Origin of the sequence: Mycobacterium sp., from assembly GCF_049647605.1 — a bacterium.
Taxonomy (GTDB): Bacteria; Actinomycetota; Actinomycetes; order Mycobacteriales; family Mycobacteriaceae; genus Mycobacterium.
Genome location: NZ_JBARXZ010000029.1, coordinates 16360 through 28777 on the forward strand (window position 1 = coordinate 16360; position 12418 = coordinate 28777).

A 12418-nucleotide genomic window follows, 5' to 3' on the forward strand; every position below is an offset into this window, starting at 1 on the left:
TCCGACTCGCGGGGTGTTGCCGGTTTCGGGGCTTTTTGCCGACACGGCTCACAGATGACGCATCTCGAGCGCCATCCGTGACCACTCCAGGTAATCGGGGTGTGGTGGCGGATAGTACGGGTGCGGCTCGGGCAGTGTGTGCGGAATATGCACCAGCGCCGTCACGATCGTTTCTCTGACGTGATGATTCCGATGTGGAGTCAGCTCTGGTTCTGATCGATGGTTCATCGGCCAACTCCCCTCGATCACGCGTTTAATTCAAAGCCGTTGGCGCACAATGCATTTTCGCCCTCTGTGGAGCCAACCATCTCGCGACATCGAATACGTCATCCAGATGGATGAGATCGGGCTCCGCGGCAGGTGCGCCGCCGACGCACCGGGAAGCTGTTTGCCGGCAGGCACCCGCAACCCTACCGGCGAGTAACCCGGAACCAGGGCTCGCGATTTCACCGTAAAATGTTGCACCCCTTGCTATTACGAACGTAACGAGACCCCGCGACAACCTGTTCACGGACGCCACCACTGTGGTCGGTGTGAAGCATGTTTCTTATCAAAGCATTAGCTGAATCGCCCGACGGCCTTAGATTCCACGGTTAGCGTTGGTCACAGTTCGATCAAGCACCGCCAGAACCACCTCCAGAATTGAGGCCGCCGATGACCGCTTCGATCGCCCCGCGCATGGATCGCCCAACGACGCTGCGGTTCGGCGGTGCGGATGTCCGCCCCTGCGCACGCCACCTGGCAACGGTGGTTTCCGTCCGCGGCGACCTGACGGCGGACAATATCGCCGCGGTGACGGATCAGGTCTGCCGGTTTGTCCTGCCCGACACCTCATTTGTCCTCGACCTGACCGAACTGACCGCCTTCACCCGAGAGGCTGCCGCAATGTTGCGCGCCGTCGAGCACACCTGCGCGGCCACCGAGGTGGAATGGGCGCTGGTCACCGCGCCGGGAACCACCGAAACATTCGACACCGCACTGCGTGACCTGCTGCTGCCGGTGGTCGATTCGGTGGCCGATGCACTCCACGATTTCGCCGATACCAGAACCGCCCAACGCAGTGCGTTGTTGCCATTGCTGCAACGCACCGCCTGACCGCAATTCGTCTGCCCGGCACCCGGGATGGCTTGCACCCGGTAAGGTCGTGCCCGTCGCACTCCAGCACGGGTTGCGCTTGCCCGAGTGACGTGACCAAGAGGACGTTCAGTTGTCGATGACTGCGCCGCAGATACCGGAATCGGCGCCCGCTTTCGCCTACGATCCCGCCGTGCAGCCACTGTCACTGCTGCTGGTCGAAGACGATCGCGCTGATGCGGTACTCGTCGAGGAGCTGATCGCCGACGCCGCCGCCGACATCAGCCTGGTGTGGGCACCATCGATGGCGGATGCCCGGCGCGAACTCGCCGTCGCCCGGCCTGACTGCGTGCTGCTCGATCTCAATCTTCCCGACGCCGACGGAATCGCCGGACTCGACCAGATCGCCGATTGCGACGCCACCGTTCCGATCATCGTGCTGACGGGACTGTCCGACGAGCCCTTCGGGGTGTCAGCGGTCGCATCAGGTGCCCAGGACTACCTCGTCAAGGGGCGGGTCGAGCCCGAGATGCTGCGCCGAGCAGTGCTGTACGCGATCGAACGCAAGCGCGCCGAGCTCACCGCCGTCCAGTTACAGGCCAGCCAACTGCGCGCCCGAGAGAATGCCCGCCTGGAACGCGGCCTGTTGCCCTCTCCCCTCCTCCTGGACCAGCCCGGGGTCAACATCGTGGCCAACTACCGGCCCAGCCGGGAGAACGCACTGCTGGGCGGCGACTTCTACGACTTTGTGCAAACTCCGGACCGCACGGTGCATGTCATGATCGGCGATGTCGCCGGACACGGACCCGACGAGGCGGCACTTGGTGTTGCACTGCGCATCGCCTGGCGTGCGCTCACATTCGCCGGGCTGCGGGGCTCGGACCGGATGCACCAACTCGATCGGATCCTGCATGCCGAACGCGCCAGCAAAAAGATCTTCGCGACCGTGCTGAGCCTGGCCATCTCCCCCGACAGCTCAGAGGTCACCGTGGTCCGCGCCGGGCATCCGGGAATGCTGTTGCACGGCGGCGGCACCGTGGAGTGGGTCGAACCGCTCGGCGGTCCCGCCCTGGGATTGCGATCCGCCGACTGGGAGACTCAGCGCGCAGACCTACCGGCGGGCTACGGGCTGGTGCTCGTCACCGACGGACTGTTCGAAGGTCATTCCGGACACGGCAACGAACGACTGGGCGAGGACGGCCTGCTCGATCTGGCGCGCTCACTGGCCCACCTGCCGGGCCCGGCATTCGTCGAAGCGCTGATCAACGGCGCCGAGGAGCTGGCTCAGGCACACGGTGGACTCAGCGACGACATCGCCGTGGTCAGGGTCGAGCGGTCCGCACCGTGACCCAACCCCGCAGCGCCCCCAGACGTGGCCTGACCGTCAAAGGGTGGCTGTACATCGTCCTGTCCACCGTGGGCGCAGTCGTAGCGGCCGGTGCCATCGCCACCGTGCTGCTGCTGAGCCGATCCGACGAGACGATGCATGAGCTCACCGAGCAACTCGGTCCGGCCCGGATCTCCGCGTATCAGCTTCAGGGTGCGCTGCGCGACCAGGAGACCGCAGTCCGGGGTTACCTCATTTCCGCGGACCGGCAATTCCTCGACCCCTACAACGAAGGCCAAGAGTCCGAACAGCTCGCCACCGACAACCTGCGCGAGCGCCTCGCCGGGCGCGACGAGCTGATCGCCGATGTGGACGCCATCGAAGAGGCCGCCAACCAGTGGCGCGAAACCTTCGCCGAGCCGGTCATCGCAGAAGTGGTGCCCGGCACGCCGGCACTGGTGGACAACGACACCGCCGAGCAGGGGAAGCTGGCATTCGACCGGATCCGGGTCCTGTTCCATGTCCAGAACGAGAATCTGGTCCAGTCACGCGATGTCGCCGCCGAGAAGCTCGAAACGGTCAACCTGTGGCGCAACCTCGTGCTCGAGGGTGTGGTGGTCGCGTTCTTGATCACCGCGGTCCTGCTGGCCCTGCTGATCCGCAATGCCGTCACCCGGCCGCTCGAAGGGCTCGCGGCAGCATGCCGCCGGATCACCGAGGGCTACTTCAGCGAGCAGATTCCCCAGCAGGGTCCACGCGACATCCGAGCCATAGCCAGCGACGTCGAAGACATGCGGCAGCGTGTTGTCGACGACCTCGAAGTGTCCACCGCGGCACAGATCCGCCTTGCCGAGCAAGCCGAAGCCCTCGACGAACAGGCCATCGAACTGCGACGGTCCAACGCCGAACTCGAACAGTTCGCCTACGTCGCCTCCCATGATCTGCAGGAGCCGCTCCGCAAGGTGGCCTCCTTCTGCCAGCTACTCGAAAAACGCTATGGCGACCAGCTCGACGAACGGGGCACCGAGTACATCCGATTTGCCGTCGACGGTGCCAAACGGATGCAGCGGCTGATCAACGACCTGTTGGCGTTCTCCCGGGTCGGCCGGCTGAACTCGGCCTACAGCGATATCGACCTCGGCGCCACACTCGAAGCCGGACTGGCCAACCTGGCCGCTTCCACCGAAGAGACCGGCGCCCAGATCATCCGCCCCGCGGAGCCCCTCCCCCATCTTGTCGGCGACCCGACTCTGTTGGCGTTGCTGTGGCAGAACCTGATCGGCAATGCGATGAAGTTCCGCAAACCCGACAGCGCTCCGCGAATCGTCATCGATTGCCGCCCCGGTACCGGCGAACAGTCCGATTTCTGGCTGCTGTCGGTGTCGGACAACGGGATCGGTATCGACGAAGAATTCGCCGACAAGGTGTTTGTCATCTTCCAACGCCTACACGGGCGCGACAGCTACAGCGGAACGGGTATCGGGCTGGCGGTGTGCCGCAAGATCGTCGAACACCATGGCGGCACCATCTGGATCGACACGTCCTACACCGACGGCACCCGTTTCCTGTTCACCCTCCCCACCGAGCCGCGCAAACCGAGCGGACCGATATCTAGCCACGCCGACAGTCCCACTGTCGCGTTGGAAGGAACCACACCATGACCGCAGGCCGTGCGATCGATGTGCTACTCATCGAGGACGACCCGGGTGACGAACTGATCACCCGAGAAGCATTCGAGCACAACAAGATCAAGAACACTCTGCACGTCGCCCACGACGGCCAGGAAGGTCTGGACTTTCTCTACAAACGTGGCCCCTACACCGGCGCGCCGAGGCCTGATCTGATCCTGCTCGATCTCAATCTGCCCAAGTACGACGGCCGCCAGTTACTGGAAAAGATCAAGTCCGACGCCGATCTGTGCCACATCCCGGTGGTGGTGCTCACCACGTCGTCGGCCGAAGAGGACATCCTGCGCAGCTACAAGCTGCACGCCAACGCCTACGTGACCAAACCCGTCGACCTCGACCAGTTCATGAACGCGGTCCGTCAGATCGATGAGTTCTTCGTCCAGGTGGTGCGACTGCCACAGTTCTGACACGGTCGGGACGGGCATCTACGCTGCGTACATGCCCTCGATCCTGACGGTCAATCTGGCCCATCCCCGCCACAGTCCGGATAAATCTGTGCTGTCCACCGGCATCGACAAGCGTCCGGTGGACACTGCAGTGGAGGTGCGCGCGCCCGGGCCGCAACAAGGTGGCCTGGGCAGCGGTCTGGTCGGCGATCTGATCGGCAACCCGAAGTTCCATGGCGGCGATGACCAGGCGGTCTACACCTACGCCCGGGAAGACCTCAACGCTTGGGAAACCGAACTGCAACGCGAGCTGAGCAACGGCATGTTCGGCGAGAACTTCACCATGGCCGGCATCGATGTCAACGAGGCCCGTATCGGAGAACGATGGTCGATCGGCACCGGCGGCCTGGAGCTCGAAGTGACCTCGCCGCGGATACCCTGCCACACCTTCGCCGACTTCCTGTCACTGCGGGGCTGGACTAAACGCTTCACCGAGGCTGCAAAACCGGGCGCCTACCTGCGCGTCATCTCACCGGGCACGGTGAACGCAGGTGATCAGGTGGTGGTCACCCACCGTCCGGAACACGACGTCACGGTGCGGCTGGCATTTCGGGCGCTGACCCGCGAACCGGAGCTGCTGCCTGATCTGCTGGCGGCCGAGGCCCTCCCGGAGAGGATCAGACAGCAGGTCCGACGCCGGGCCGGCTGAGCCGCCCGACTTCGGTCGGGTCACGGCCACTCGAAGTGCTGGTAGTCCTTGGGTGTGCGCCAGGCGCCGCCCCACTGCCAGCCGTGCTCGGTGAATGCCCGTACCGCGGCATCGCCGTCCTTGAACAGACCAGGATCGATACGGCTGCGGTCGACAAAAACACCCGCATTGGCAGGCTGGTACGCGCCGGTCCGGTCGATGTACGGGTTGAAGCGGGGATTGACGTCGATGGCACGGCCGTACGCGTGATACGACCATCGGCCGGTTCCCGGGATATCGCGACAGTTGAAGGCTGAAGTGTTGTTGTCCTGCATGGACAGTTCGTCGTCGGCATTCGGATAGTTCTCGACCGTCTGCATCCGCTCTATCGGGAACCGCAGCCGGAAGAGCCGGTCGAACGCCGCGATGGTCTCCTGCACCAGTTCCTCGTGCACCACGATGGCACCCCGATGCGGCTGGGCGTCGAGCCCCAGGTAGTCCAATTCGATGCGGCGCAGCTGGTCGGGGGTGACGGGGCATTCCGGACGCCAGGTGCTCCCGAGCCGCGCGGCCGTCACCGGCTCGACAATCGCCGGTGACGGCTGCGGCTGCGGCTGCGCGGTGTCCGGTGCTGGTGTTGATGGTGTGACCGGAGGCGCTGCGGTGGTGGTCGCAGGTGCGGCAGTGGCCGTCGGCGGTTCCGGCTCCCCGGCGCAACTGGTCAGCAGCACCGCGCAGATCATGACCAGCAGTGGCGCCCGAGAGAATCCGTTCACCGTGTTCATCGTGCCAGCGCCCCGGCGGGGCTTCACCCCCGTGCCGCAAGTCGTGTTGAATCAGGACGTGAGTACACGCTGGCAGGACTCCGCCCACGCCCCTCGCGGCACCGACTACGACCAGCGCTGGCACAAACTTGCCGAGGCCGGGCAGAACGTCCACGGCGAGGTGGATTTTGTCGAGGCCGAACTCCGCGAGCATCCCGGCGCCCGGATTCTCGATGCTGGATGTGGAACCGGAAGGGTGGCAATCGAATTGGCTTCCCGCGGGTACTCGACAGTCGGCGTCGACGCCGATGCGGCCATGCTGGATTCGGCCAGGTCCAAGGCACCCGAACTGACCTGGATCCAGGCCGACCTGTGCCACCTCGCCGACGTCGTCGCCGGCGCCTTCGATGCGGTGGTGCTCGCCGGCAATGTGATGATCTTCCTGACTCCCGGCACCGAAGGACTGGTCCTGCAACAGATCGCCGGCAGCGTCCGCCCCGGCGGGTTGGTGATCGCCGGGTTCAGCCTGCGAGAAGACCGGCTGTCCATCGAGTCCTACGACAAACATGCGACCTCCGCTGGACTGGAACTCGTGACCCGGTGGGCGACCTGGGAGCGGACCCCGTTCACCGGCGGCGACTACGTGGTGTCAGTCCACCGACGATGACTTCGGCGACAACAAGTTCGGCTCTGCCACAGCCTGATCCGAGCCAACCACGGCTGGCCGATGTGGTGCCCGCGGTGCTGACCGCGATGGGCGTCACCGATTTTGCTCCCCGGCTCGACATCGGCGGCGAGATACGCGGAGCCTGCGTACTGCTCATCGACGGACTCGGCGATCAGCTGCTCGACGCCCACAGCGCCGACGCACCGGTGCTGGCCGGACTGCGCGGGCGCACGCTGGAGGTCGGGTTTCCCTCCACCACCGCAGCCGGCCTGGCCGCCGTGGGAACCGGCACCAGCTCCGGGGAACACGGCCTGGTCGGCTACTCCTTCCGGATTCCGGGTAGCGGGGTCGTCAACGCGCTGCGCTGGCGCCCGCACCCGTGGGGACCTGACCTACGCGACGAGCTGGTGCCCGAGGACGTGCAGCCGCTGGCGACGACCTTCGAGCGGGCGGCCGCCGCGGGGATCGCCGTCAGCGTCGTCTCCGGCGCGCAATTCGACGGTTCGGGGCTGACCCGCGCCGTGCTGCGCGGCGGCACCTACATCGGTGTCCACGCGCTCGGCGACCTGGCCGCCCGGGTACGGCAGGTCATCGACGAAGGCGGCTTCTGCTACGGCTACCACAGCGAACTCGATATGGTCGGGCACCTCTACGGCCCCGGATCGCCGGCCTGGCGGATGCAGCTGCGGCAAGTGGACCGACTGGTCGAATCGGTGATCGAAGGGTTACCGCCCGGCGGACTGCTGGCCGTCGTCGCCGACCACGGCATGATCACCACCGACCCCGGCCGGCTGGTCGATCTCGACAGCTCACCAGACCTGCTCGACGGCGTGCACGACCTCGGCGGAGAGCCGCGGGCCCGCCATGTCTACACCGCCGACGGTGCCGGCCACGACGTGCTCGACACGTGGCGGCACGTCCTGGCCGACCACGCCTGGGTCGCCGGCCGGGACGAAGCGATAGCCGCGGGTTGGTTCGGCCAGCAGGTCAGTGACCGGGTACGTCAGCGGATCGGCGACATCGTGGTCGCCGCGCGGGACTCGGCCGTCTTGGTCCGGCGCACTGTCGAGCCGCTGGAATCCGGGCTGATCGGACACCACGGATCGCTGACGCCGGCCGAACAGCAGGTGCCACTACTGCTGGCTCGCGGCTGACCCGGACGACGGCCCCGATAGGGTGCCAGCCGTGATCGTGTTGCTGCCACCGTCGGAGACCAAACGCACCGGCGGCGACGGGGCGCCGTTGGACCTCGCGAGGTTGGCGTCTCCGAAATTGACGCCGTTGCGCACCGAACTGATCGACGACCTGGTGCACTTGGCCTCCGACCGGCCCGCCAGCCGGGCCGCGTTGGGCATCTCCGCTGCCCAAGACGCCGAGATCGATCGCAACGCCGCCCTGCTCTCCTCCGCGACCATGCCGGCGATCCGCCGCTACACCGGCGTGCTCTACGACGCGCTGGATGTGGACTCCCTGACGGGGGCGGCCGCCGGCCGCGCACGTGCCCGCCTGGCGGTGGGCTCCGCACTCTTCGGACTGTTGCGGGCCGACGATCAGGTGCCGGCGTATCGGCTGTCGGCAGGATCGAAACTCCCCGGCAGGCCGACTCTGTCCGCGCGTTGGCGACCGGTGCTGGAACCGGTGCTGGCCGATATCGCCGATCAGGAGTTGGTGGTGGACCTCCGGTCCGGCTCCTACGCCGGCCTCGGACGTCTGCCCGCAGCGATACGCGTCGACGTCCTCGCCGAGCGCCCCGACGGGCAGCGCACCGTCGTCAGCCACTTCAACAAGGCGCACAAGGGTCACCTCGCCCGGGTTCTGGCCTCCTCCAGCGCCGAACCCGGGGATGCGGCAGCCGTGGCGAAGATCGCCCGACGGGCCGGTATGCGCGTCGAACGAGAAGGAAACAAACTGACGGTGGTCATTCCAGCCTGACGGCGCATTTCGGTCCCGGAAACCAATTGCAGCACAAAGCATTTCAATGTTCTCGAGCCGATGCCACCGAGATCGCCGGACGCCTGAACGTTTGGTGGCCAGCACACAGGAACCTGACACCCTTTAGACAGCCTTACCTAATTCGATGGTAGGTTCAGTGCCACCCGATCCGGGCCGCAGCGGCGCGGTCCGGGCGAATTGCGGAAAGGATCAGTCATCCAATGATTGCCTCGATATCCCGAGTGGCCGGTGTAATCGGCACCGCGACAGCGGTTCTGGCGATGAGCGCATGCTCTGGCGGTAATGGCGGCGACAGCGATACCGCCGCGACCACCACCGGCGCCGCGACCGGCGACACCACCTCGAAAATCGTGGTGTATTCGGGTCGCAACGAACAACTGATTGCGCCGCTGATCGAGAAGTTCACCACCGACACCGGCATCGAGGTCGAGGCCAGGTATGCGGGTTCGGGCGAGCTGGCAGCCCAACTGCTCACCGAAGGTGACCAGTCCCCCGCCGACGTGTTCCTGTCCCAAGACGCCGGTGCGCTCGGTGCCGTCGCCAAGGCCGGGCTCTTCGCCCCGATCGCCGCAGAAACGCTCGCGGCGGTACCGGAGAACTTCTCCGCCGCCGACGGCTCCTGGCTCGGGGTCTCCGGCCGCGCCCGGGTGATCGTGTTCAACCCGGAACTCGCGCCGACACCGCCGGACACCATCGACGGCCTGCTGGCACCGGAATGGCAGGGCAAGATCGCCTATGCACCCAGCAACGCTTCCTGGCAGGCCTTTGTCACCGGCCTGCGGGTGGTCCGCGGTGACGCCGCCGCCGAAGAGTGGCTGCGCGCTTTCAAGGCCCAGGATCCGCAGGCATACGAGAACAACGGCGCGATCCGCGACGCCATCGACGCCGGTGAGATCCCGCTGGGTCTGTCGAACCACTACTACCTCTACGAGCTGATCGACACCAAGGGCGCCGACGCCGTCAACGCCCAGAATCAGTTCATGGCCCCGGGCGACCCGGGCGGGCTGATCAACGTCGCAGGTGTGGGCGTCCTCAAGACCGCACCCAACCCGGAAGGCGCCCAGGAGTTCGCCGCCTACCTGGTCGGCACCTCGGCCCAGGAATACTTCGCCACCGAAACCGATGAATTCCCCCTGGTCGCGGGGGTTGCGGCCAACGACGCCATGCCGGCGCTGACTGATCTGCAGCCGCCCGCCGTCGACCTGTCGCAGCTCGACGACCTCGAAGCCACGCAGGAAATGCTGGTCAACACCGGACTGCTGACGAACTAGGCCGATACTCTGGCAATCGACCGACGTAGGCGGGCACCGGCTTCACTGCTGGTGCCCGCCGTCGTCGTTGTCCTCGGCACGCTGCTACCACTGGTCTACCTGGGCGATCGAGCCCTCGACCGCGGCTGGCAGTTTGTGGTCGCCGAGCTGCTCCAACCCCGGACCGCTGCCCTGGTGGCACGGTCCCTCACGCTGGTGACCGTGGTCACCGTCGCCTGTGTGGTGCTCGGCGTGGGGCTGGCGGTGCTGGTCACCCGCACCGATCTCCCCGGCCGGCGAGCCCTGTCGGTGATCTTGACGCTGCCGCTGGCGATGCCGAGCTACCTGCTGGCATACCTGTGGGTGTCTGCGATACCCGGTATGTCGGGATTCTGGGGTTCTGCCCTGGTGCTCACGCTGGTCAGCTACCCGTTGGTGATGCTCACGACGATGGCGGCGCTGGCCAGGGTGGACCCCGCTCAGGAAGAAGTCGGCCGATCCCTGGGCCACGGCGGAGTCGCGGTGCTGTTCCGCATCACCCTGCGACAGGCGCGCGCGGCGATCGCGGCCGGCGCACTGCTGGTGGCGCTCTATGTCCTCAGCGACTTCGGAGCCGTCGCGGCGATGCGCTACGAGGTCTTCACCTGGGTGATCTACGGCGCCTACCGGTCCGGATTCAACCCGGCACGCGCCGCGGTGCTGTCCCTGGTACTGGTGGTGTTCGCAATCATGTTGGTGGCGGCCGAGAGTCGCGCGCGGGGTCGAGCAGCCGCATCGCGGGTGGGCGGTGGCGCCCAACGACCCGCTCCCGTGAGCCGCCTCGGGTGGTGGTGGCCGGTTGCGGCCGTGCCGCCCGCCGCAGTTCTGGCCGCGACCGTCCTGCTTCCCGGTTGGGAATTGGCCCAGTGGCTGCGCGCCGCGGGGCCGCGCTGGGATTCTGCCCGATGGCTCGATGCGCTGGGTTCCTCGGTGTGGCTGTCCTTGGTGGCCGCAGTGGTGTGCACCGTCGCGGCACTTCCCCTGGGCGTGCTGGCGGCCCGCTACCGCGATCGCGCCACCCGGATCCTGGAAGGGGCCAGCTACGTCGCCCACGGATTACCCGCCATCGTGATCGGTATCGCCATGGTGTCGGTCGGGGTACTGCTGTTACGCCCGATCTACCAGCAGCCACCGCTGCTGATCCTCGCCTACACAGTGCTGTTCGTGCCGCTGGCGGTCGGGTCGATCCGCGCCGCGGTCGAGGCAGCACCCATCCGGCAGGAAGAAGTCGCCCGCGCACTGGGCCGGTCGCCACTGCGCGCCTTCGGATCGGTGACCGCCAGGGTCGCCGGACCCGGAATCGCCGCCGGCACCGCGCTGGTGCTTCTGACCTGTATGAAGGAGCTTCCCGTCACGCTGCTACTGCGTCCCACGACAACCGACACCCTGGCAACGCGGCTGTGGAACTTCAGCTCGATCAGCGATTACGCCTCCGCGGCACCGTATGCTGCGGCACTGGTGGCGTTCGCCGCGATACCGACAGCGGTCTTGGGCTACTGGAGCGGCGGCATCAGAGAGGTCCGAAATGACTGACGCCGCAGGTGTTCGCATGCACGGCATCTGCAAGAAATTCGGCAAGCGCGACGTCCTCACCGGGTTGGATCTGCAGGTGGCGACCGGCAGTATCACCGCCGTGCTCGGCCCGTCAGGCTGCGGCAAGACCACCCTGCTGCGCATTCTCGCCGGATTCGAAGAGCCCGATGGCGGCGAGGTGCACATCGGCGGCGACCAGCTGGTGGGAGCGGGACCCATGGTGCCGGCACACCGGCGCCGAGTCGGTTTGATGCCGCAGGAAGGGGCACTGTTCCCGCACTGCAGCGTCGGCGAGAACATCGCATTCGGTCTGCCACGGGCCTCACGGGCCGAGGTGACCACAACGGTGCGGCGCTGGCTGCACGTGGTGGGTCTCGACGGGCTCGCCGACGCCCGACCGCACCAGCTCTCCGGCGGCCAGCAGCAGCGGGTCGCCCTGGCCAGGGCGCTCGCGGCGCGCCCCCGCGTGCTGTTACTCGACGAGCCGTTTGCCGCCCTGGACGCCGGGCTACGAGAACGCGTCCGCGAGGACATCGCCGAGATCGTGAGGGCCAGCGACACCACCGCGCTGCTGGTCACCCATGATCAGAGCGAAGCTCTCTCGCTGGCGGACACCGTGGCTCTGCTGCTGAACGGTACCGTCGCCCAACACGGCTCACCTGAAGACCTCTACGAGCGCCCGGCCACCTTGGCTGCGGCCCGATTCATCGGGGCCACAGTCGAACTGGACGGTCGAAGCTGCAACGGCAAGATCGACAGCGCGCTCGGCGTCGTCCCATCTCGGCTGCCCGTACCCGACGGGCCCGTCACCGTCGTGCTCCGGCCCGAGCAACTACGCATAGTCGACGTCGCGGATGGGGCCCCGGCAACGGTGACCGCCCAGCGGTTCTACGGCCCGACCACCGCTGTGCACGTCGCACTCGCCGACGGCACCCCGCTGCAGATCCGCAGCGTCGCCGGACACCCGAGCCCGGACGGCGAGGGAAGCAAGGTTGCGGTCGCCGTCGTCGGTGATGCACTGGCCTATGCCTGACTGACAGTGACAACGC

12 protein-coding genes are annotated in these 12418 nt (G+C 66.7%); 11 read left to right on the forward strand and 1 reads right to left on the reverse strand.

The window, feature by feature from the left end; translation table 11 throughout:
• Window positions 1–654 precede the first annotated feature (654 nt).
• The 5 genes from WBB07_RS04115 (at window position 655) to WBB07_RS04135 (ending at window position 5184) form a co-directional block, all read left to right on the forward strand.
• Entirely contained in the window at window positions 655–1095 is a 441-nt protein-coding gene (locus WBB07_RS04115) for an STAS domain-containing protein (RefSeq protein WP_526304998.1), read from the forward strand.
• 181 nt (window positions 1096–1276) lie between these two features.
• A complete protein-coding gene (locus tag WBB07_RS04120; RefSeq protein ID WP_526305126.1) occupies window positions 1277–2422 on the forward strand; it encodes a PP2C family protein-serine/threonine phosphatase in 1146 nt (381 codons plus the stop codon).
• The gene (locus WBB07_RS04125) at window positions 2419–4062 is read left to right on the forward strand and encodes a sensor histidine kinase (RefSeq protein ID WP_526305000.1); all 1644 of its coding nucleotides are present in this window, start codon (window positions 2419–2421) and stop codon (window positions 4060–4062) included. The genes WBB07_RS04120 and WBB07_RS04125 overlap by 4 nt, the downstream gene beginning before the upstream one ends.
• A complete protein-coding gene (locus WBB07_RS04130) occupies window positions 4059–4496 on the forward strand; it encodes a response regulator (protein WP_526305001.1) in 438 nt (145 codons plus the stop codon). The genes WBB07_RS04125 and WBB07_RS04130 overlap by 4 nt, the downstream gene beginning before the upstream one ends.
• Window positions 4497–4527: 31 nt before the next feature.
• Window positions 4528–5184, forward strand: coding sequence for an MOSC domain-containing protein (locus tag WBB07_RS04135; protein WP_526305003.1), 657 nt, complete (start codon window positions 4528–4530; stop codon window positions 5182–5184).
• Between the two features lie 20 nt (window positions 5185–5204).
• Here the strand turns inward: WBB07_RS04135 and WBB07_RS04140 are convergent, their stop codons facing one another.
• Complete coding sequence (locus tag WBB07_RS04140; protein ID WP_526305128.1) at window positions 5205–5906, reverse strand: M15 family metallopeptidase; 702 nt, start codon at window positions 5904–5906, stop codon at window positions 5205–5207.
• Window positions 5907–6006: 100 nt separating this feature from the next.
• Here WBB07_RS04140 and WBB07_RS04145 point away from each other — a divergent pair, with 100 nt between their 5' ends.
• From WBB07_RS04145 to WBB07_RS04170, 6 genes are all read left to right on the forward strand, one after another.
• Window positions 6007–6594 (forward strand): class I SAM-dependent DNA methyltransferase, encoded by a 588-nt coding sequence (locus tag WBB07_RS04145; protein WP_526305005.1) that lies wholly within the window; start codon window positions 6007–6009, stop codon window positions 6592–6594.
• Window positions 6591–7748 carry an alkaline phosphatase family protein gene (locus WBB07_RS04150; protein ID WP_526305007.1) on the forward strand — a complete coding sequence of 386 codons (1158 nt, stop codon included), beginning with the start codon at window positions 6591–6593 and terminating at the stop codon, window positions 7746–7748. The genes WBB07_RS04145 and WBB07_RS04150 overlap by 4 nt, the downstream gene beginning before the upstream one ends.
• A 31-nt stretch (window positions 7749–7779) precedes the next feature.
• Entirely contained in the window at window positions 7780–8526 is a 747-nt protein-coding gene (gene yaaA / locus WBB07_RS04155; RefSeq protein WP_526305009.1) for a peroxide stress protein YaaA, read from the forward strand.
• A 281-nt stretch (window positions 8527–8807) separates the two neighbouring features.
• Window positions 8808–9818 carry an iron ABC transporter substrate-binding protein gene (locus WBB07_RS04160; RefSeq protein ID WP_526305011.1) on the forward strand — a complete coding sequence of 337 codons (1011 nt, stop codon included), beginning with the start codon at window positions 8808–8810 and terminating at the stop codon, window positions 9816–9818.
• Between the two features lie 51 nt (window positions 9819–9869).
• Window positions 9870–11369: an ABC transporter permease gene (locus tag WBB07_RS04165; protein WP_526305013.1), complete on the forward strand. Its 1500-nt coding sequence runs from the start codon at window positions 9870–9872 to the stop codon at window positions 11367–11369.
• Complete coding sequence (locus WBB07_RS04170) at window positions 11362–12402, forward strand: ABC transporter ATP-binding protein (RefSeq protein ID WP_526305015.1); 1041 nt, start codon at window positions 11362–11364, stop codon at window positions 12400–12402. Before WBB07_RS04165 ends, WBB07_RS04170 begins: the two co-directional genes overlap by 8 nt.
• Window positions 12403–12418 lie beyond the last annotated feature (16 nt).